This window comes from Acinetobacter sp. CAU_H_S139_7 (genome assembly GCF_058599305.1).
Genome location: NZ_CM178651.1, coordinates 1,477,129 through 1,499,175 on the forward strand (window position 1 = coordinate 1,477,129; position 22,047 = coordinate 1,499,175).

General features: G+C 39.4%; 17 protein-coding genes and 3 pseudogenes. 12 read left to right on the forward strand and 8 right to left on the reverse strand.

From position 1 onward, the window contains the following. Nucleotides 1-92 precede the first annotated feature (92 nt). The 3 genes from AC4MC0_RS07270 (at nt 93) to AC4MC0_RS07280 (ending at nt 1,373) form a co-directional block, all read left to right on the forward strand. On the forward strand, nt 93-383 hold the full coding sequence (locus AC4MC0_RS07270; RefSeq protein WP_016167548.1) for a hypothetical protein: 291 nt from the start codon (nt 93-95) through the stop codon (nt 381-383). Between the two features lie 93 nt (nt 384-476). Next, nucleotides 477-776, forward strand: coding sequence for a hypothetical protein (locus AC4MC0_RS07275; protein WP_005236314.1), 300 nt, complete (start codon nt 477-479; stop codon nt 774-776). A 339-nt stretch (nt 777-1,115) separates the two neighbouring features. Beyond that, complete coding sequence (locus AC4MC0_RS07280; RefSeq protein WP_227559269.1) at nt 1,116-1,373, forward strand: hypothetical protein; 258 nt, start codon at nt 1,116-1,118, stop codon at nt 1,371-1,373. Nucleotides 1,374-1,415: 42 nt separating this feature from the next. Here AC4MC0_RS07280 and AC4MC0_RS07285 read toward each other — a convergent pair whose 3' ends face one another. Next, entirely contained in the window at nt 1,416-1,598 is a 183-nt protein-coding gene (locus tag AC4MC0_RS07285; protein WP_005236300.1) for a hypothetical protein, read from the reverse strand. 99 nt (nt 1,599-1,697) lie between these two features. Continuing rightward, complete coding sequence (locus AC4MC0_RS07290; protein WP_026440969.1) at nt 1,698-1,958, reverse strand: metallophosphoesterase family protein; 261 nt, start codon at nt 1,956-1,958, stop codon at nt 1,698-1,700. A gap of 57 nt (nt 1,959-2,015) precedes the next feature. Between AC4MC0_RS07290 and istA the strand changes: the two are divergent. Together istA and istB are read left to right on the forward strand one after the other, a co-directional pair. Further along, a pseudogene (istA, locus tag AC4MC0_RS07295) lies at nt 2,016-3,536 on the forward strand (IS21 family transposase). Then, nucleotides 3,533-4,297 (forward strand): IS21-like element helper ATPase IstB, encoded by a 765-nt coding sequence (gene istB, locus AC4MC0_RS07300; RefSeq protein ID WP_016167552.1) that lies wholly within the window; start codon nt 3,533-3,535, stop codon nt 4,295-4,297. The pseudogene istA and the gene istB overlap by 4 nt, the downstream one beginning before the upstream one ends. A 7-nt stretch (nt 4,298-4,304) precedes the next feature. Here the strand turns inward: istB and AC4MC0_RS07305 are convergent, their stop codons facing one another. After that, nucleotides 4,305-4,877, reverse strand: coding sequence for a metallophosphoesterase family protein (locus AC4MC0_RS07305; protein ID WP_228723678.1), 573 nt, complete (start codon nt 4,875-4,877; stop codon nt 4,305-4,307). Nucleotides 4,878-5,456: 579 nt separating this feature from the next. Here AC4MC0_RS07305 and AC4MC0_RS07310 point away from each other — a divergent pair. The 7 genes from AC4MC0_RS07310 (at nt 5,457) to AC4MC0_RS07340 (ending at nt 18,931) form a co-directional block, all read left to right on the forward strand. Continuing rightward, nucleotides 5,457-7,091: an HNH endonuclease gene (locus AC4MC0_RS07310; protein ID WP_176538469.1), complete on the forward strand. Its 1,635-nt coding sequence runs from the start codon at nt 5,457-5,459 to the stop codon at nt 7,089-7,091. 78 nt (nt 7,092-7,169) lie between these two features. Beyond that, a complete protein-coding gene (locus tag AC4MC0_RS07315) occupies nt 7,170-7,754 on the forward strand; it encodes a class I SAM-dependent DNA methyltransferase (protein WP_176537736.1) in 585 nt (194 codons plus the stop codon). A 531-nt stretch (nt 7,755-8,285) separates the two neighbouring features. Then, on the forward strand, nt 8,286-11,861 hold the full coding sequence (locus AC4MC0_RS07320) for a hypothetical protein (protein ID WP_176537735.1): 3,576 nt from the start codon (nt 8,286-8,288) through the stop codon (nt 11,859-11,861). A gap of 5 nt (nt 11,862-11,866) precedes the next feature. Beyond that, entirely contained in the window at nt 11,867-15,850 is a 3,984-nt protein-coding gene (locus AC4MC0_RS07325) for a P-loop NTPase family protein (RefSeq protein ID WP_104794878.1), read from the forward strand. 35 nt (nt 15,851-15,885) lie between these two features. Beyond that, the gene (locus AC4MC0_RS07330) at nt 15,886-16,887 is read left to right on the forward strand and encodes an HNH endonuclease (protein ID WP_394803853.1); all 1,002 of its coding nucleotides are present in this window, start codon (nt 15,886-15,888) and stop codon (nt 16,885-16,887) included. Between the two features lie 185 nt (nt 16,888-17,072). Beyond that, nucleotides 17,073-17,654: a restriction endonuclease subunit S gene (locus AC4MC0_RS07335; RefSeq protein WP_491887427.1), complete on the forward strand. Its 582-nt coding sequence runs from the start codon at nt 17,073-17,075 to the stop codon at nt 17,652-17,654. Nucleotides 17,655-17,668: 14 nt separating this feature from the next. Next, the gene (locus AC4MC0_RS07340) at nt 17,669-18,931 is read left to right on the forward strand and encodes an HsdM family class I SAM-dependent methyltransferase (RefSeq protein ID WP_104794876.1); all 1,263 of its coding nucleotides are present in this window, start codon (nt 17,669-17,671) and stop codon (nt 18,929-18,931) included. A gap of 72 nt (nt 18,932-19,003) precedes the next feature. On the opposite strand, the pseudogene AC4MC0_RS07345 reads toward AC4MC0_RS07340, so the two are convergent. The 5 genes and pseudogenes from AC4MC0_RS07345 to AC4MC0_RS07365 all read right to left on the reverse strand — a co-directional run. Beyond that, nucleotides 19,004-19,225, reverse strand: a pseudogene (locus AC4MC0_RS07345) (HAD family hydrolase); the annotation flags it as partial. 5 nt (nt 19,226-19,230) lie between these two features. After that, a protein-coding gene (locus AC4MC0_RS07350; RefSeq protein ID WP_104794875.1) for an IS3 family transposase occupies nt 19,231-20,390 on the reverse strand; the annotation gives its coding sequence in 2 pieces (ribosomal slippage) (nt 19,231-20,156 and nt 20,156-20,390; 1,161 coding nt in all). A 72-nt stretch (nt 20,391-20,462) separates the two neighbouring features. Further along, nucleotides 20,463-20,867: pseudogene (locus AC4MC0_RS07355) on the reverse strand (HAD family hydrolase); the annotation flags it as partial. Nucleotides 20,868-20,886: 19 nt separating this feature from the next. Continuing rightward, nucleotides 20,887-21,357, reverse strand: a complete 471-nt coding sequence (locus AC4MC0_RS07360) for a transposase family protein (protein ID WP_104794874.1) — start codon at nt 21,355-21,357, stop codon at nt 20,887-20,889. Continuing rightward, nucleotides 21,305-21,700 (reverse strand): transposase family protein, encoded by a 396-nt coding sequence (locus AC4MC0_RS07365; RefSeq protein ID WP_171327174.1) that lies wholly within the window; start codon nt 21,698-21,700, stop codon nt 21,305-21,307. The genes AC4MC0_RS07360 and AC4MC0_RS07365 overlap by 53 nt, the downstream gene beginning before the upstream one ends. Between the last annotated feature and the right edge of the window lie 347 nt (nt 21,701-22,047).

A 22,047-nucleotide genomic window follows, 5' to 3' on the forward strand; every position in this document is an offset into this window, starting at 1 on the left:
TATATGTTGTACTTTAAATAAAAATATTTATACGTGCGTTAAATAATTTAACAGGTTTAAGAGTGCGATTTCAAAAAATGGAGGCGGACTAAATGAAGCATACGTATATAGATGTAGATCATTGTATTCAAGAAGCTTTACAAGGGAATATTGTCCACTTAAACGATAATTTATATTTTTTAAGTGCTGAAACAGCCTTACAGCAAGTCCTTATACCTGAGCATGTTTGCTGTACAGCACCATACTGGATCATTGGATATGAGTTGCCTAAACCGATTCAAAATAAACAGGAATTAGAGTCATTATTTGCATGGCATAACTTTTTTGTTAAATTTGCTAGCAATGCTGATGAATTTAAAGAGTTTAACCCTAGGGGCGAGTAATGAAACTTTATAGTGTCAGCCCTTATAGTTTTTAAATTCATCTTCATGAGTACATGATAACTTCAGTATTGACTGAATATTAAAGGATTATTTGTGAGTCGAAGTGTAAAGAGGCAACTCAGTTTCTTTTTAATCGTACTTTGCGGAGTAATTGCCTATAATTATGTGGCTACTCGTCAAATAGAACATACGGTGGTGAATTCTAGCGTTCAAGAGCGAGAGCGAGCATTTATGCAAAAACGAGCTGAATACATAAAAAATCACGGTGAGACCAGTATGGCTGATCAAGAAATTAAGCAAGAATTGGCATTCAGAAGAGCACATTTTTTAATTAATAGTTCGTCTTCGTATCAGAGTGCTAAAGAGCAAGATCTTGAAAAATTTGTAAAGTGAGGTACATATTATGGTAGATCAAATTATTTCTAAAGATAATGCGAAAATATTCGCTGAATCCGCAGCAAAAAATTAGTAAGATGAAATAATAAAGTGTGACGATCTCAGGTCTATACTAAACGCAACTAATCAACCTCCTATGAAAATCGTCAGAACTGGTAAAAATGTCATGGAGTTTTTAGAGGATTGATTTTTAAGACATTGTTTTATTTTTATTTGATCGCTGTGATTTTAATGAAGTATTGCGGGATCATTACTCAATTTTAATTTATGTCATAATTTATTAATCTTAATTTCAGATAAAAATCAAGGAAAAAATTAATGTCGAGAAAGGTAATAATGACTACAAATGAAAGACATCTTCAAGCATTAAATCAAATGCGTGCTAGCTACCGTGGTGTACAGCTTTTAAGGCAAGATAGAACTAGATTTATGCAAGATGGGTCTATTGTTCAATCCAGCTTTTCTTCCACAAGCGATAGTAGGTATCCTGCATGTGATGAACTATCAATGGAAACGGATGAGAGTGATGTGTTGAAAGAAACTGCTGAAGCTATGTACGCATCTACAGGTGATACAATTTGGTTAAGCTTTTAAATATAAAATTCAAGCGCTTTATATCGTTTCAATGAGCAGAGTTCAAAATTGCTTGAGTACGTCGTCAATTGATATTTCCTCTTCCACATAGAAAATACCATTTTGATCTGCTTTCATTTTTTTAATAGTCATACCTTCAAGCTTGGCAATCTCGATTAAATCGTCAAGTATTTGATCTGCAATTTTATTTTTCCAATCATTTTCTGGGTCTAAAGGATTCGACATGAGTTTCTCCTAGTTCATGGTGTAGAAGCTAAATCAACAGTTCTATAGGATGTATGATATTAGAGTTGGTTTAAATTGCTTCAATACGAGTATGACTACTTAAACTTCGATGATCAAATTTTCTCTAAACCCATTTTTACCTTGCTCTGGCGGATAACCCAATGGATTGATCACTAATCTACATCCATCGACTACAGTATCCACTGATGTATGCGTATGTCCTGCAATCCATAATTTAAAGCCTTTTATATCTAAGTCATTAATAAAATAGGGATTGAGTGCTGCTGCAACAGGATGCGTACCCCAATATGGATCAAGACAAGCTGTTCGGCGACAATTAGGATGACCGGTTGACGACAATTATCTTGGCCGGTTGGGTGTCACAATAGGTACCTTGTTTTCTGTTCGGAGTTCAAGGTGCCTGGACAACATATCACCCACCGACAAGAGGAGCTGTATATGCAGCATCGCCAACAAGGCATGACTCAAGAAATCGCTGCTGCGAAGTCTGCCATTTCCCCCCGCACTGCCCGACGTATTGAGCAGTCCAACACCTTACCCCGCGCTAAAGCTGATAGAGATTGGCGCACCCGCTAAGATCCACTGGAAGCCGTATGGGAAACCGATCTAGTTGTTCTTTTAAACGCTAAACCAGAGCTTACGCCTATTACTTTGCTGGAGCATTTGCAGGCGCTCTATCCAAACCAATATGACCAGCGAATTCTGAGAACATTGCAGCGTCGGGTTAAGAAATGGAAAGCACTACATGGCCCGGAGAAAGATGTCATCTTCCGCCAGCAAGCTCAACCCGGTTTACAGGGCTTCTCTGATTTTACTCATCCTGATAGCCCGATCACCATTAAGCAGCAACCCTTTGCTCATTTGCTGTATCAGTTCCGCCTCGCTTATAGCGGCTGGCGTTCCATCACTGTGGTTCAGGGTGGTGAGAGCTATTCTGCCTTATCTACCGGTTTACAGCGTGCGCTGACGCAGGCTGGTGGCTGTCCGGTGGAGCATCGCACCGATAGCCTCAGTGCCGCCAGGAACAATACGCAAAATGTCTGGACAGATGCCTATCAGGACTTGTGCGAGCATTACAACATGACGCCAACGCGCAATAACCTGGGGCAATCGCATGAGAACGGCGTAGTGGAGTGCGCTAATGGCTCATTTAAACGCCGTCTGGCGCAGCACCTGCTACTTCGCGGCCACAGTGACTTTGACAGTATCGAAGCCTACCAGGCCTTTATTGATCAAATCGTCGGCAAGCTAAACCAGCGCTCACGCAGCCGCTTTTTAGAAGAACAGCAAACCCTGCAAGCCTTACCGGAATATGATGCTGTTGATTACACCTTGCTGAGCATTAAAGTCACCCGTAGTGCCACCATTGAAGTGCGCCGGGTGGTGTACAGCGTGCCATCACGACTGATTGGCGAACGCCTGCAAGTACGGCTGTATCATAACAAACTGGTGCTCTATGTGGGCCAGCAAGTGGCGCTGACCTTGCCACGAATTTACCCGGCCCTCGGCCAAAGCCGTGCACGTTGTATCAACTACCGGCATATTATCCGCTCACTGGCCGCTAAACCGCAGGCGTTTCGTTACTCGCAACTGCGGGATGATATCTTACCTGACGACAATTACCGGCAGTTGTGGCAGTTAGTGGATGATGCGTTACCAGCACAGGATGCCTGTAAATGGATAGTCACGGTGTTATGGCTGGCGAGCGAATACGATAGCGAACAAGAGCTGGGAGAGACCTTGTTGCAAGAGGCCAGAGCCGGTCTGTTTGAAAGTGCCAAAACCATTCAGGAGCGCTTTTACACCCCGCAAAGCGCACCAGACATTAAGACAAAGCAACATAACCTGCAAAGTTATGATGCACTGCTAACGTCATTAAAGGCACAGGCGAAACACGATGTGGAGGTGCCATTTTGACTTCCTCCGTTGCATTACTGCTCAAAGAATTAAGGCTGCCGGCGTTCGTCAGGCACTATGAAAAACTCTGGCAAACCGCGGTAGAAAAAGGCTGGTCGCACAGTGACTACCTTGCGGCATTATGCGAATACGAGCTCGCAGAGCGCTTTACACGGCGCACACAAAGCTGGGTACGCGAAGGGAGGCTGGCACCGGGAAAAACCTTAAGCACTCTGGATAACAGCGTGCTCAGCCGGACAAATCAAGCGCTCATCGCCAAGTTGCACCAAGACCTGTCCTGGGCACATCACGCCGATAATATCCTGCTGATTGGCCCCAGTGGCACCGGCAAAACACACATAGCCAATGCATTGGGTTACCGGCTGATTGAGCAAGGCATACGCTGCAAACTGTTTCCAGCCATTGGCTTGGTACAACAGTTACAACAAGCCAAGCGCGAACTGGATCTGATGAGCGAGATGAGCAAGCTGGATAAGTATCAGGTGATCATCATTGATGACATTGGTTATGTGAAAAAAACCGATGCAGAAACCCAGGTACTGTTTGAATTTATCGCGCATCGATATGAAAGCGGTAGCCTGATCATCACAGCCAATCACCCGTTTAGTGCATGGGATCAGATCTTCCCAGACAGCATGATGACGGTAGCGGCCATAGATCGGCTGATCCACCACGCGACAATTATAGAATTAGAAGGAGAAAGCTATCGAAAACAACATCAGTTAAAACAAGCTGGAAGTAGGAAAAATGAGAAAACCTAACCGGCCATCATAATTGACGCGAACCGGCCAAGATAGTTGACGCCGAACAACAAGCTAAATGAGGCGGGAAGTGAGTAATGACAATCACATTATCTTGATCCTTAAATTTCATAATATTTTCATGATATTTTTTAAATAATTCTATGTAGTCATTAGCAGTTATCGTTCGATGATCACTGTCAATCATGATTTGATCGAAATCATAAATCGATTGTTCAGCATCTTTTTGGGACTGTAAAAGTACCTCAGGAGATGTAAGTGGTGAATTGGAGCGAAAGTTCGTAAACAGCGTGCCACCTACAAATATTTTATCTTGAATTTTGATATGGTTGTCATCAAGTAGTGCATTTTTTGGGTAGTTTTCTTTCAAGAAATTCACGACTGAACTGTAGTTAGAGCTGTAGTAATCATGATTACCTAAAACAAAGATAAATTTTTTATTCAGAGATTTACATTTTTCGGCAAACTCAATTGCACCACTTAAGCGATTAGAAAAATCGCCAGCGTGAATAATGACATCAGCTTGCTCTGATATTGAATATTTAGAATTGTGAGTATCCGATAAAATTTGCAGTTTCAATCTACTTCCTTTATTAAATCACGCTGCTTAAATATATAGAGTTTCATTGCGATCAGTTTACATCAACTAAATATTAGAAATTATAAGATACTCATCTGTATCTTTAAGCCTATAAAAATATAGGTAATTATTTTTGAATCAATTGATTAAATATTAATCATAAAATTTGACCAATTGAATTTATGCACATAAGATAAAGATGTTACAGCAAATTCTGTGACCAGGCGTGGAAACCTGTTACTCAACGAACTAGAGAGTCGCTTTTAGTGGCTCTTTTGTGTCTACATGGCGCTTTTATGGTAAGCCAGGTAGGGCAGTCTTTGACTGGCCGTTTCGTTGAGCGGTATTTCCACACCCTATTTGGTTTGCCTCCATCTCGTGGAAAGGATGTTGGCAAACGACAATCTATCAACGAGGTTTAAAATGCGTCTTTATACTATTTCTATCTGTTTTTTCTCTAGCAAAAAGATACTTCTGAATTAATGAATATTTAATTCATTAATCGCTAACTTTAATTTTAATTACTTCTAATTTCGTAATCTTACGAGATATAGAGAAGTATTGCCTAGAGAAAATAAAATGGCCCGTACTAAGCTTTTAACCAATATTATTCAAAGAAAAATGATGGTGCCTGACGAAATGTCGCACTCAAATCTGCACCATAACTTTGAAATATCACTTTATGACTTCGCCAACCATGAGATTCTAGAAAAACTATATAAAGCAGACAATCAACGCTCCACAGAGTGCTGGAGCCCTGCTGAAATTCAGGAGTTTATTCTAAACTGTTTGAATGATCGTAATGTCAATTTATGCGTTCGCTATTGGAAAGATGCTGCTGGTAATATTTATATCATCGATGGTGGGCACAGGATTTCAATTATCTATGCTTGGATCAAAAGATACTTTATTGATGAGCAAGTAATAGGAGCCCCAAAATTCACGGCACCACAAAAACGAGATATTCGTCAGATTCGTAATCGATTAGGTGGATTAGCTGATTTTCAAGAGTTATGTAGCGATTCTGATTTTCAGCAAAAATTAAAATCAACCAAAATTAATTTTATTGAAGTGATTGGGACACCTGAGGAAGCTCGAAAAGCCTTTTGTTCAATCAATTCGGATACGAAACGATTAGATCCAGATGAAGAATATCATTTACAAAATAGGGGAAGTGATGCTTTTTATGTGATTTATGCGTGTTGTTATATAAACGATAATAAATCCAACTTGGCTGAACTGAATTACGAGCGGATAAATGAAGTGATCACTTTGGGTGAGCAAATTCATGATCATCTTTTTAAGATAATACTTTTAGAGCCAGATTTAACACACGGTAAAAAAATCGGCTTGGTCAATGAACTCCTGAATATCATGTTTGGTGATACTAGCCAGAATACTGTGAATATAGACCAAGGTCAGCGTGTAGAAAATTTAATGCTAAAACTTAGAGTTGTGCTGTGTCGTATCGCAACACCACCAATTAGTATTCGGATTCCAAGTTTGGGCTTACACCCAAAACTATATTTTTATAAAGATAATCGTTTTCAAGTGACATCCTTTTTGGCCTGGTTCTCTATCGTCTGTGAAATTGAACAAGACTGTTTTGAAATACAGAATAAAAAGTTAGATTTTATTGGATTTACTCGAGCACGCCGTGGTGTTGAAAGTTTAATTGAAAAAATTCCTGTGGCCATCAAAGAAACTGTCGGTAAGTTTGGTAGCGGGATCAGATCACATGAGCGATTGAAGAACGTGTATCAAGCCTTTATCTGTATTGGACTCAATATGGATTTAGATTTTGAAGATGAAGTTTGTTTGAACACCGTCATTCTTTCGATGAGTCAATCATTTGATTATATTAATTTTAATGATTTTTACCTTGAACGTTTTGATGGTGATTATGATGAGAGCGTTGTGGATGATGTTGTGAGCTTTGTGAAATCAGTAAGACTAACAAAGAAGAAAAAACCTCTAAATTTTTCACTCGCGACCAAAAGAAATCTTTATCAACGTGAGGAAAGGAAAACATGGAGCTATTGCGAAGTATGTGATAGCGCTTTATACCTTGAATCGACTGAAGTAGATCATCGAGAATCGAAAGCAGAAGGTGGTTACGGTGTTTTAGAAAATGGAGCAATTATTCATCCGATATGTAATCGTTTTAAGTCAGATCGTGCTTTGGAAGAAGTAAGAGCAGATTTATTTGACTAAAAAGATAAGGGAGCAAATGCTCCCTTATTTTTTTGTTTTTTAGTAGACTGGGGTTAGTATTTAGCCTAAGCAACCAATATGAAAACAATAGACTATTACAACCAATACGCAGATCAATTTTTACAAGCCACGTTGTATGTGGATATGGAAAGCCTATACCAACCATTTTTAGCTGAGTTGCCAGATTCAGCACGCATCCTGGATTTAGGCTGTGGCTCAGGGCGTGACACTTTGGCTTTTAAAAATAAAGGCTATCAAGTTGATGCTATCGACTATTCTGAAGTATTGGTCGAACGAGCGAGCCAACTGACTGGTATCGCTGTTCAGCAGCTAAGTTTTTATGAGCTTGATATGCACGATGTTTATGATGGGGTATGGGCATGTGCCTCTTTACTACATTGTGCTCGTAACAGTCTCCCTGATGTTTTAAAACGTATTCATGCTGCATTACGCCGTGGCGGTGTGTGCTATATGTCTTTTAAATATGGAACAGCAGATAGAGTAAAAGGCGGTAGGGCGTTTACTGACTTAAATGAAGAGCAGGCTCAGGAATTGTTAGACCAGTTGAATGGGGTTAGGGTATTAAAACAGTGGATTACAGTAGATCAGCGACCTGATCGACAAGAAAAATGGCTGAATGTACTTTGGAAAAAACATGCCTGATTTTATTCTTACAGCTCAAAAAAATTGAAATTCCTAAAAAATATCAAACTGGTTCTATAGTCGGAGAGTTTTAGTGGTCATTATAAATTTGCACTATTGATTATTCTCAAACGATTAGCTATTGAAAAATGGCAGGACACAAGGATTACATAACTGATTGGGTGTGGCATTCGAATCATGAAAGACCACACCAAGCTAACAAAGGAAGATCACCTTTAATGGCTGCTTAACCTCTACTTATAACCTCGGTTATTTATAGGCTACCGAGGATTCCATGGTTTTTAATCCGCGTCTGTTTATGAAGTCATTTTACTGTACAAGTTTCCAAGTTATATAGAAAATTATGGTTATCAATATGATTTAATTACCCCCATAATATCAAGATATGTGTGGCGATTTAAGAAATCTCTAAATAACTTATATTTACATTCTTAATTAAAAAAAATATGATCAAAGTTCAGACAGAGGATTTTGATATTTAATAAATATAAAAATATCTCTTAGTGCCAACTTTGTCATGGATAAAACTTAATGCAATTAAATAACAACGGTTCTAGTACTGAACTCAGTACACTCGCACCTAAAATAATTCTTTCCCCTTTATTAAAAGCTATGGTGGGGACTCTGAAAAACCATCAATCAGATCATTTCTTCAATTATTATGGGCCTTCTCATAATTTGCATTTTGATGCCACCGCTTTTGTGTCTGCAGTATTTAAGCAGATCGGGACTAAAAACGATTCAAAGCCAATTTATAACATCATCAAAGATATTCAATTATTACCTGAAGATTCAAAACTCAGAATAAGCACTTTATTTGATAAGGAATCTGAAGCTAAAACTGCCCAGACCTATCGTGATTTAGACCAAGTGATGTCTGAAATTGTTCAGCAAGTACTTCAAAATGCTCCGACAGGTATGGCACTGAATTCTCTCAACCAATTCTTAGGCGATCTCAAATATTCTGATCCAGTGATTGCCAAAAATTCTCAGTATCCTATGCAAGTCAAAGGACAATCCAAAGTAGCTTCTTTGCAATATACAAACGACTTAAAAGCAAAAGATGGCGAATTACGACTTTTCACTGTCACTGAAGAAATCAGCAAACCTCAATGGGTGAAAGAGGTTTGTGAGGCAATCAAAGCCATTGTGAAGCAGTCCTACTCAGCTAGTGAAAAGATGCCATTAGAGGTTGCTGAACGTATGCAGGAAATTCTTGATGATGAATGTTCTGCTGAAAATAATGATATCCAAAATCTACTTCATTTCGTAGAAATCAAAGCACTATCACGAGCTCGTATCCGAAATTGCTTCAAAATTATGGAGATCATTGCGGATCACATTGAGAAGACTGAGCGTAACGATTTCAAGCGTGAGTCCGCTGTTTCTTATATCCGTAAAGCGATTGCTTTCTTTGAGATTTTTGGTAATCGAATTGCTCCATGGAATGAGGAAACAACGGAAAGCATTAAGGACTATAGTATTGACTTTAGTGCTATCTATGGCGCTGTAGGTAAAGTTGATTTTAATGGTTTGCTGGCCTATGTTGGAGCAACAGATGCTTTGCCAATCTGGGTAAAACCAAAAATTGAAATGAATGATATTCGTCATGAGGATAAGGACGGGCTATCTCTAAAACGTGAAGTCACTTATGCCTTTCGGGTGAATGGGGAGTTTGTTAAAGAGGAAAAAGTAAGTTCATTTAATTCTAAGTTGCAGATCAATTATAAGACAAGCAAAGGCAACCGTTCGGGTACAGATACCATGCTGACTGCTTATGAAGCTCGTCTGCATACTATCAATAAAGCATTGCTGCTGAAGGATATTGTGGATGATAAAGGTCAGCCGATTTCTGAAGAGCGATTAAGCAAAGAGTGCTCAGATCGCGTTGCTCAAGTAGAGATGTTCCAGCTCATTATGATGTACTTCGTCCTATCCGGGGCAGATATGAAGATTTCAGATTTTGAAGGGGCATTCAATAAACTGGTTGATGCATTCAAGAATCCTCAAAAAATCCGACTTAACCTTACTCGTATCTTAGACGAAAAGCTCAATACCGAAAAAATGCATGAGCGAATGGAGGCGATCACGTCTACGATCACTACAGCGCTCAAAGCGAATCTGGATTCCATCATTAGTGAGATGGAAAAGGATAGTAGTCTTAAAACTGTACTCTACATCCTTCCAAGTATTGTGAATCTAGATGTATTCAAGAGTTCAATTGGTGAAGATGCTGAACAGTTCTTTAGTATATTTAAGGGTAAAGAATCGAACTTTTACAGCTACATCTCGATGGTGGATGCTAGCCGTAAAAAGTTGGCGAAAATGAGCCAAGACGAAATCATTCGAAAGAATGATTATGCTCGTAAAGCCCTAAGCGAGATTGAGTTTAATTCCACACTGAAAATTCGAACGTTGGTACCGATTGAGAATCCTAATACCGACCTAGATCAATTTGATGTCGCTCGTAATCTGAATATTCCTTGTTTACCAGTATTGATGGTGCCGACCAACAAGAAGGTCAGCGACAATGGGCTGCCACATTTTTATCATCCTGAGAGCTTAAGTTATGACAACTTGTTATCTAAATACAAGGTCATGATTCATTATTCATCTAAGCTATTTCGATTGAGTGACCTAAAAGGCGGCCATGCTCAATTATGTTTGGATGAAAAAGAAAATGCTTTGATCATCAGTACGTCATGTTTTTCGATTGCGATTCATCTATTCCTTAAACATCTGGTTAAAGAAGTAAAAAATCAACTGGGTATTGAAGAGCGCTTATATGTACCTCTAATGCGAATTGACTCAGTTGATGAACATGAGAATGAAGAAAAAGCCCAATTTCAAAGGAAATCAAAAAAGATCCAAAAAGGTGGGTTTAATCCTGAGTGTAAACGAGCGTATGCCACCGCTTATACCCTTGAGAAGTTGCTGAACAATGATGATGCTATTGTGAAGGTACAGGGCCTTAAGTATCAACCAGATCCTATGCCTTATGATAATCAAAATGGTGAGCGAGTTTGTGCCCCGGTGAACCTCGCAATGGATAAAACCGTGACTTACCGTATTCAGGCTGCAATTGAAGCACTGTCAGGATATTCAGAAATCATCATCCCATTTGAGGGCACTAAGGATAAAATTGCCTGTATTAGCTATAACTCTCGACCTGAGAATGATGTGGAATTTAAGTATCAGCATCAGAAGGATTTGCTACTGCTTAAACCAGATTATGGCTACATCTGCTACGTCTATACACTTGAGCGTATCAACGATAAACAGGGGCGCTTATCACTACAGAAGGTCAGTCATGCCCCAGTTGCTGAAGACCATCTGAGAACAAGTAAGGCGATGCACCGTATCATCGAAAAACTGCGGTCAGATGGTTTTGAAGATGTTGTATTGCTTTCACACCATTTTGCACAGCGTAAGATCGGTAAGACTGAAACCAGCAACTTGATTCATGAAAGTGAAAGCGCTTTGGATCAACTTGATCAATTGTTCCCGGATATGAATTTCTATCCATTCCAGTCTGATACGATCCCAGCACTGAGCTTAAAAACCAGTGATAACAGTCGTGTCTATGAGGTACCGCACCATCAGTACCATACGGCGATTATCAATCAAAAAGAATATAAACAATCCTTGTCCGTATATAGCTTTGCGACTAAACGTACTGTGGGTGTTCGTACTCAGAATGGTATTTGTTCGTATTTCTATATGCTAACCAGTCAGGAGCATTCGATTCATAACGATAAGCGAATCAGATTGCACAGTAAAATTATTGATGTGAATGATTCCAATGAAATGAAATCAATTCGCTCTGTATTGCGTGGTCTGCATTACTTTGAGTCTGAACGTCCTACAGCTGGCAAAAACTTCACTCCGGTACTTGAGCCTTCCCATATTCGTGGCACCACTGGCATTCAAGAGCTTGGTGAAGTCATCGTGTCGAGTCGTCTAAATAAAGGCGAAGTCGTCATGAGTCTGCCAGCCTTAATCGGCAAGCTCGAAGAATACGTTATTCTGAAGAATGAAGACTTGATTGATCCAATCGAGCCGATTCCAGAGGGAGCTGAAGAAATTTTAGCGACTGATGTGGAGTAAGCGTCGTGGTGAACAATGAAGCCAAAGTTTGGGGCGAGGTTTATGAGATCGCTGTTAAACGTGGTTCGATTATGGCTTTGCTTGATGCAAAGCTATTATCAGCCAGCCATCCTGTAGTAGCAGAATGGAATAGTAAACAGATTGCTGATGTCTTTCAGGAAATGAAGGAAGCGCTATATAGCGATGTCATTAATGCCGCTATCCATGAAAATATCGAAAGCTATTTTCAGCAATTGATAAAAACTGGATTCGGGCATGGTTATACCAATACTCGTGAGTTTCTAAGAAAGATCAAGCCAAAAGGTATTGCAAGGGCTAAAACGGCGAATGCAAGACCAAATTGGAGCTTATCTGGCATTTGGTGTCCACTGACAATGCCAAATGATATAACCCAGACCATTGTAGATGACTACACAACTGAGGAAGAACATATTGCTATTAAAGCCTTCAAGGAGAAGGCGTTGGAAACATGGAATCAACAATTCAGTCTTACCCACGCTAAAATGTTTGGTAAGGGTATGTTTGGTCGTGCTGATTTCCTGGCGGTAATCAAAGTCAAATCCAACTATCATGTGCTGGTTCAGGAATATTCATTATTTTACGTTTTAGGTGAACCAGAACAATTCAACGCCAAGGATTCTTGTACCTATTTGCAAGAGTACAAGCGTTACATCAAACATTTTGAATCCCAAAGTGTTTTCTCATACGTGAATGCAGAAGCTCAAGAGATCCCATTTAAGTTCTCAAAAAAACTACGTGAATACTTGAGAGCCTATGTTCGTAAGGAAAAAGTCCTATTTAAGATGGCGCAAGGCTGCTCGTATGCAACCACTTTTGTTGATTCTTTTAAATGGAAGTTTGAACAAGATGACATGCCAAATATTCGTCTGAGTGTGATGGCGATTACCAGCCGGGGAAGTGAATACATTTCTGCTGAATTTGCGGATAAAGATAAATCCCCAGAGCTGGAAATTATGTATCAGCTGGGCAAGGAGTATCAGGATAACGTTCTGAGTCTGGACGATATGGATGAACGTACGAAACTGCAAGTTGAGATTCTGAATTATCTGGTGAATGAACCTGTCAAAAACATCTCGGAAATCGTGTCCAAAAATATTAGCGATATTTCCTACGGTCAGGATCTTACTTTCACTATTACCGAAAGGCTTAAGGATTTTGTGAATCCTAACCAGCCACTGGCTTTAGAGTGGGTTTTTGACTTGATAGATCGGCAAGTCGATGACGAAGACCATAACCAAAAACTTAAAGAGATGGTGCTGGCTGAGTTTAAAACAATTCGTAAGGGAAGAATTGAGAATAAAACTTCATTCACCTTACGTGATTTGCATAAATGCGCCGTAGTACTGGCACTGAAGGAAAGTAAACAAGGTCGGGTGAATTTCATCTGTTTGACTGGTACGCCGGGGATTGGGAAAACATCGAGCGTTAAGACTTTGCTGGCAGATTTGGAAGGCTTTTTTTTCTTTTATACCAGTCCGCGAGTGTTGATTAACGATGATGTGGTGGGTGATTTATCTAAAATCTCAGCCACGATTACCAGTAACAGTGATGTGGTGACACAGGCACAGCAAATCTATTCGAAGATTCACAACAAGGATTGTAAGGTGAATGCTCGTGGTGCCGCTATTGTGGGTGGTGTTGAAAATCTGAAGATAGATCATGGCTCAAGTGTTCTATTGTTCAAACAAGATGAATACCGGAAGCTCAAAGACCTGGAACAGAATGCAAATGCCAATAGACGCTATGCCAATACCTCAGAATCTAAAATTACGGCAACCAATAAGAAGTTTGCTAGAGTGTTTGATTCATTAGGGGAAGCGACCCAGCAATTGCTTGGGTTCCATCCAGAGCTCAATAAGCTGACGATGACTGTAGCAAGTCAGGCATTCATGCCATATAACACCACCCCAGCTGGACCACGAAACCCAAGGGAAACCCAAAATAAAATTGTGGCAGCTTCCAGTTTGGATGGGTTGGAAAAAATGTTCCAATACAAAATCGATAAGAAGCCGACAGAGGCCAAAATCGAACGTAGAGAGTTTGCCAAAAAGTTCCCTAACATTGTGGTGATGTTTGATGAAATTACAGGGGATTCAGGCACACGTACTTTTATCAATGAGATGCTGAAATTCCTTTCCAAAAACTTCATTGAACCGTTTCAAGGTAATTCACCATTTACGGTGACTGTGATTCTTGCTGATGCATCCCTCAGTAATGTGAATGCAATCCAGAACTACATGAAGAAACAGGATCAGTTACCAGCAAAAATGTTCATCTCTCCATCTTTGGGTAATTTCCCATTCAAGATGCAGACTGCAGATCTGGATGATGGTAACTGTGTTCGCTCTAGTATCCATATCATGGCGAACTGTTACCCGGCAAGTGATCTTAAAATCCAATATATGCTCAAGCAATACGCCGTAGTCCCTGAAACAGATGATTTTGGCTTGGATAAGAACCTGACTCATTTATTTCGCCAGAAAGCTGGGGAAAGGACTCAACAGACTGCTATCGAGCTTATCCAAAAGAATCTTGAAGATGGTAAAAAGCAAGTTATCTACTTTGCTCAGGATAAAAATGCATTGGCCGCACTCAGAGATGCATTAGTCGATGAAGGAGTGGTTGAACGCTCCAAGATTGGCATTTTTGATAGCCAGTTAATGGGATACCACCGTTCAGAGTTGCTGGATCGCAAAGAGAAATTGCAAGTCGTACTGATTACTTCGACTGCGGCTAGGGGGATTTCATTCCCAAACTGTGATTCAATCATTGCTGCCATGCCTCGTTTCGCAATTGAAGCCTCTTTAATGGAAATCGCCCAGCTTGTTTACCGGGGACGTGGTGGATATTTGGATAAAGAGAAAAATGAGTGGGTCAACGGCGATGAACGTGATCGTCTGCTGACGATTCTGGTAGAAGATTTCTACTTGGTATCTAATGATGAAACTCAGACAGAGCTTGAATATAAAGTTAAGAGCTCACTGGATATGCTCTCAATTTTCATGCTTATTCGTGGGACTTTATACACTCGTATCACTGGGGATGCTGGCTTCAAAAAAACTCAAATTGCCATGATCCCAATTGGTGAGGTGAAGAATAAGGCCAGTGATAAACCGGGGCTGGCTTCTTTGATCAGGGATTTTATGAAGGACGTGAATAGTGTTCTTTATAAGATTGCTGCAACCGAGGGTGAATTGGTTGGAAGGCTTAAGGCTGTAGTAGAGAAGGCCCAAACGGTTTACTCAGCAAATAAGCTCAGTTCTACCTATAGCACTAAGACCAACAAATACCGAAGTTTTTACACGCCGACATTAACGCCTGAGTTAAAAGAACTTCAGTTCTACGAGAAATGGTGCCGGGACCATCATTCGCTTAAGTCTAGACTACTCACCATTAGCGATCAGGAAGATGCTTTGACCATTCCTGAAAATATCTATATCTGTGGTCCTGTGATTATGGAAGATCGCTCGAACTTCGGTAACAAGGAGTCGTTTGATATTGCCAATGACAATTTCTCACAGGATTCATTAAGGACATTCCTGAATGAGTTGATCGCCGTGCAGATGAGATTCCCTCAGTTGAATGCCTATAAGAACATTCAAAAGCATATCAGAGAGATCACAAATATGATTTCTGCTGTTCTTGAATCAGAAACAGATAGCTACACGAAAGAAGTTGAACAACAGGGCATGATGCGTAAGCTCTGGGTGACGTACCCGATAGCAGCAAATGAGCTGGTTAAACTTCAAGACAAGAGCTTTGATAAAGACTGGTTTGATGCATTGAGCTTTGAGCTGAGAGTGAGGAATGCAGAGTTTCCGGTAATGCCAGAATATCGGGATCATCCATTTCGGGGTACTCAGCAATTATCGGGACATCCTGTGTTTGAAAGGTTATTCGAGCAGACGAATTTCATGCTTTGTCGGGAATTAAACTTGGTGAATACTTTGACTATGTTTAATGAATGATCCAAATTATATTATCTATTTAGTAGAGGATTAATGTGCATATACCTACTGCACAAGAACAACTTAAATTTCTAAAAAATATTCAGCTGATTTTACAGTCGGGTAGTTTTAGTAGCACCTATAAATTTGCATTGCTGATTAGCCTAAGCCGATTAGCTATTGAAAAAGGTGAAGATTCAGGTGAGAGTCTATTACTCGAATATACGGATATCGCTGAGAAGTTTATCGAGCTGTATTGGAAGCAAGCAGTACCCTATACCTTTAATGATGAAGGGCAGCTGATTTTAAATCAGAATAATGGTAAGCAAGCAGCGATTGTAAATCGAATCATTGGGCTTCGTCAGAGTTACTCATCCCTTGGACTGTTAAGACGAGATTCATTTGTGTGGTTAAAGCTCGTTAAAGATGTGGCTCGTACTGTAAAAGACATGCCAGTCCGTTATCTACAAAACATAAATGGTCAAAATTTTGAGTTTTTATATCAGCTTGATCGGTGTGGAAAGCAACTTATTCTTCTACCGCAAGTCATGTTTTGCTTACGACAGTTCAGTGAAATCATCGAAGAGCTTTGCCAGAAACGTTGGATTGACTATATCCGTAAGAACAGCAGCAATGCATCTATTTTGAATCAGTTGCCGAATCTTGAACAATTCATGTTTGAGCCGAGTAGAAACCAGTTGAATGCGGTAGCAAATGTATTGGTCGACCTACAAGACTATAAATGCTTCTACTGCAATAAACCGATGCGCAATGGCAATTACGCCGTTGATCATTTCATTCCATGGTCTATGTATCCATCTGACACAGGGCACAACTTTGTACTTGCTGATTCAAGTTGTAATTCTAAGAAAAGTAATTTACTGGCATCAGATGAGTTTTTGCATAAGTGGCAAGAGCGTAATGAAGAACAGGATTTGATTATTGTGGATCGAATTTCTGTGTTGGGATTTCTGACCGATAAAGAACGCTCACATAAGGTGGCTGAGTGGGCGTACGTTCAAGCAAAAAATAATGGATATATTTACTTCAGCTCATAATTGAAGTTGTTAAGTTAAGGTTACTGCTTACTCGACATTTCAATATTTAAGCTATCGATTAAGAAGTTTTCTTGCTTTAATTAAAAAAAGTTTTAATAAAACTATTTACAAAGTGGTTTGCGAGAGCTACTATTTGCTTAAGGAAATTTAAAAATAGTTTTGTTAAAACTATATTTGGAGTAATTGTGAAACTAAATGAAATATGTTCAAGTATTACAGTTGGAATCAATAAATTCAATGATACTCATGAAGAGAATTTAATCCAAGTCAGTTTATTGACAGGTCAAAGCCTAAACGATAAAGGTTCTCTGGATGTAAATACTCGTACAAAGAAAACAGTATTTGTCGATGAGGAGCTTATTGAAAAAAAGAAATTAAAAGAAGGTGACATTGTTTTTTTATCAAAGGGCACAAATCTACGAGCTTCAATTGTGACTGCGGAACAGGAAAAATTAAATTTATTTGCTCCTGCAACATGTCTAGTCATCAAGGTAGATTCGGAAGTTGCTTTACCAGAATTTTTAACTGTTTTCTTAAACAGTGAATATGGTCAAGCAGTACTCAATAGTCTGAATAAAGGTACGACGATTATGAATATTCCTGTGAGTAGTCTAAAGGATATTGAAATTTCAGTACCAGACTTAGGCATACAGCATAAATTGGCAGAAGTATTTCACAAAAATAATCAAGTCTTGCATGCAATAGAGCAACTGAAAGTTCAACAAATTAAAGCAACCAATGCCGCTTTTCAAAAGTTGATGGCCTAAATAGGAAATTAAAAATGAAAAATACAGTCGAATATTTAGATGCCTTATCGACTATGACAGGCACGATGACACGTAGTGATGCATTAGAGCTATTTACTTTGATTGCTTATCTTGTAAAACAGCATAAAGATGAAAGTGAAAATATTCTGTTATCCACACAAGATAACATCTCAACTTTTATTTCTGATTTTGTAGCGGAAAAAGAATTACACTGGTTTTCAAAGGATGTAATTCGTTGGAACGCCAATCAGCTTGTGAATATTGTTCAGGTGTTTTTAAGCCTGCGGGAAGAGTGTCCGAATAATCAAAATTATGGTGAAAAAGCTTTTGAAGTATTAAAAGCTTTTGCACTTAATTCAAATAAAAATTGGGACATGTTTAATATTGATTCACAAAATATCCTCAATGTTTTTAAAGTGGTCGTTGGCTCAGTAGAGGATAAAAAACTTTACGATGGGGCATGTGGTCTAGGATTATTAGCACACGAGCTTAATACTCAAAAGCCCATATTACGTGATATCAATGAAGCAACGGTAGGGATGGCAAAACTGCTTTATGCGTTAAGTGAGAAAGAGGCAGATATTCAGCAGTCAGATTCATTAAGTGATGGTACTTCAAGCCTTGGGGTCGATGTGGTAGTTAGTACGCCACCGATTAACATGAGGGTGTCTGAATCCTTTGTAGCTGGACAAAATTATTTAAAAGAATTGTTTATTGCTGCTCGTATTCCTAGTAGTGCATCTGAAAGTTTATGGATTCAGCAAGCTCTGTACAACCTAAATGCACATGGTAAAGCATATCTTCAGATTATCCCTGGCTGGCTATTCAGAGGTGGGTATGATGCAGAACTTCGAGAAAAATTGGTTCAATTGAACTGGGTGGAGGCTGTTGTTTTACTACCGGCTGGTATGTTGGCTGATTCAAATATTGAAATGAGTTTACTTATTTTGAATAAAGCCAAAGTTAAAGAGACCATTCGTTTAGTCGATGCTCGAAGTTTTGGTGAGCGTCAGCGTAGAAAGCTTCATTTAAGCCTGAATGATGCAGAGAAAATAAAGGAACTGCTCTCGGTTGATCAAGAGACTGAGTGGTCAAAAGATGTCAGTATCCAACAGGTCAAAGCCAATAAATATAGCTTACACTGTGCCGAATATTTTGATGTCCATATTGAAGTTGAGCAGTTAGATCTTGAGCGTGAGCTCGCATTACTGCAAGAAAAGCAAATGCAATATTTGAAAGTTAAAGATGAATTTAATCAGCTCTTAAACAACATTTGAATGAGTAATCTTACTTAAATAAATGTTACTCATATGTGTGATTCATAGACATCATTTCAATATAATAGGTGTCTATGAATCACACAACTTCCGGGAGGTTAAATCACCTATTACATCCGACAGCTGTTCCCCTTTAACACGTTGAATCAAGCGTGCATTCATTCCTAATGAAATCGGTTTTTCCACATCTAAAACTGGGTGATCTCCAATAAATAACATTTCTGACATTACACAGTCGAAATGTGCCTTAATCACCTCGTAAATTTGCTGCTCAGGCTTTATCGCTGCGACTTCTGATCCTAGACAGTATTGTGGACAGTCGGTCCCTCTAAACTCTTAAAATATTTCTGTTCAAAGGCTTCTGGGCTTAACCAGCCGTTTGCGGAATGCCTTCTGACCCGATTGTAATAAATCTCAATATAGTCAAACAAGACAGCATTCGCCTCTTTTCGAGTGGCAAACACACTGCCATGTATCACATGACCTTTCAATGTATGAAAGAAGCTTTCGGTCACTGCATTATCCCAACAGTTCCCCCTGCGTGACATACTTTGAATACAGTTATTCGTTAATAATAGCGCCCTAAAATCACGACTACAGTACTGTGAGCCTTGATCCGAATGCACCATGACACCCGTTGGATAACCCTGACGAGCCATTGCATAATTAAATGCATCACACACCAATTGACGGTCTATTCGATGGCTGGTTTGCCAACCCACAATACGACGACTAAATAGATCCAGCATCACACATAAATACAGCCAACCTTGCGTGGTACGGATGTAGGTGATATCCGTTGTCCAAACCTTGTTAGGCTGAATGACTGTAAATTGACGCTCCAACAGATTTGGTGCTGTAGGCAAACGATGGTTTGAATCTGTCGTATGCTTGTATCTACGTGCAATCCTGCTACGTAAACCAAGCTTTTTAAGCATTCTTCCAACGGTTCGTTCACTCATGCTGTAACCTAAATCATGCATGTCATGTGCCAATGAAGGTGCACCCAATCGTGCATGATGCTGCCAATATACGGCTTTTAAATCATTATATTTTTGCGCTGTATTGGCCTGGCGTTTTCGCCAGGCATAATAGCCTGAAGTGCTGACACCCAGGCATTTACAGACAGAAGATACAGTGACTCCATTCACAGCTAGATCTTGAATTACCGTGTACTTTTCTTGGCATGATCTGTCAGAAAGTACACATGCGCTTTTTTTAAGATGTCATTGGCTTCCCTGAGCTGTTTGACTTCTTTCTCTAATTCTAGGATCCGCTGTTGTTCTGGTGAAAGTTGACGTTTGCTTGAACCTGCCGGATTGGTTTCACGAATCCATTTATCTAATGTTGAATAACCCACACCTAATTTCTGGGCGATTGCAGCTACAGACTCGTGTGAGTTTGAAAGTGCATAATCAATTGCTTGCTGTTTAAATTCAGGACTAAAACGTTTGGCCATTTCTTGTATCTCCAAAGTTAACGTTACGTTATCTTTAGAGGGAAGTACTGTCCATTATTTTGGCTAGGATCATTCATAACTAAAAACAACGACATCAAATAGGCTAGGCAAAAGTGTTTTAAGTCGTTCACCGTAAGGCAGTGCTAAATTGGAACAAAGCGCAATTTTAAAACCATGTTTTTTTTAAATTTGTAGCGTAGGTATCGTATCTTCAAAGAGTTCAATCGTATTTAACTTAAATTGAAGATCATCATTGATCTCATTTAAAAGATGTTTAGGAATTACTTGTCCAAAATGCAGAGCTAATTGTGCAATATCGACAGCTTTTGACATGATGATACTTGCATCGTTAGGGCTTGGTTTTCTCCCATTAGTTTTTAGCCATTTCATTAATTTACGATATGGTGATCGGCTTGTACCAATTTTTACAAGCGTACCAAAAGCATCAAATATTATTATCTTAGGTTCAATCTTCATACTAGACCTCTTTCATAAATCATTTTTTGCTCAGTTCCAAGTTGTAAATTCCAGCGATTAAATTGAATCTCAAACCAAGCCTTTTACCTCTATTTCGATAACGCTCAGCAAGGATTTTGAAGGTTTTCAGGCTGCCAAATACATTCTCAATTCCGATTCTTCTTTTATTGATTTCTTGATTATAGATTTTCAATTCAGGATCCAATTTACAGTGTCTTTTGGCTTTTAATGGCAACAGGCTATTCGGATACAACACATAAATCCCCTGATAGCCTTTATCTGCAAGGATAAAAGCCCCAAAAGGAATCTGGTTTAAATTGCGTTTGAACAACTCGAAATCATGCACTGCACCGCGACTGGTACATAAACTCAGAATTTGCTGAGTTTTGTAGTGAATCATGGCCTGTACTTTAAAGGTATGGGTCTTTTTCTTGCCGCTATAGCTTTTCTTCTGTTTTTTTAGGCCTTTGGATTGGAATTTCCGTGGCATCCACGATCACAACATTCCAGTCGATGCCTTCGCCCTCGGGTAAATCTTTGGGTAAATTAAACAGATTGGACCGAATCAGGCAGTCTTCAACATGACGGACAATTCTTGAGGCTGTGGGCTCTGAAACCCCGTAACTCGTCGCAACGTGAAATAAGGTTCGGTATTCCCGCCAATAGCTCAGACAGAGCAGAACCTGATCCTCCAGGCTTAACTTGGGCGGTCTGCCTTTGGCAGGGACATGCTTTTGCAATTGCTCAACCATCAAATAGAAAGTTGACCATGAGATGCCTGTGTATCGCTTGAACTGAGGATCAGAAAGCTTGTTTGAATCGATGTATTTCATCCGCAGATTATGCACGAATGCTAAGAAATCTGGAGTGCAAATATTAACCAAAAAGAAGATCGTTTTTTGATTTATGAAAGAGATCTACTATTTCAAAATCAACTTTTTAGATTATTCAGTTTAATATTTTTTACCTAAGAATAAACATCTGCGAAGGTCAAATGATGTCGTATCCCATTATTTCCCCATAGCATTTCTCATTCAAATCCAACACAATAGATATCAAAGAGATTCGGGAGTCTTCTAAGTGATTACAGGCGAAATTAAAAGCAAAATTGACCAAGTTTGGAATGCATTTATGAATGGTGGTATTTCCAATCTCGTAGCTACTCAACACTTTAATTGAT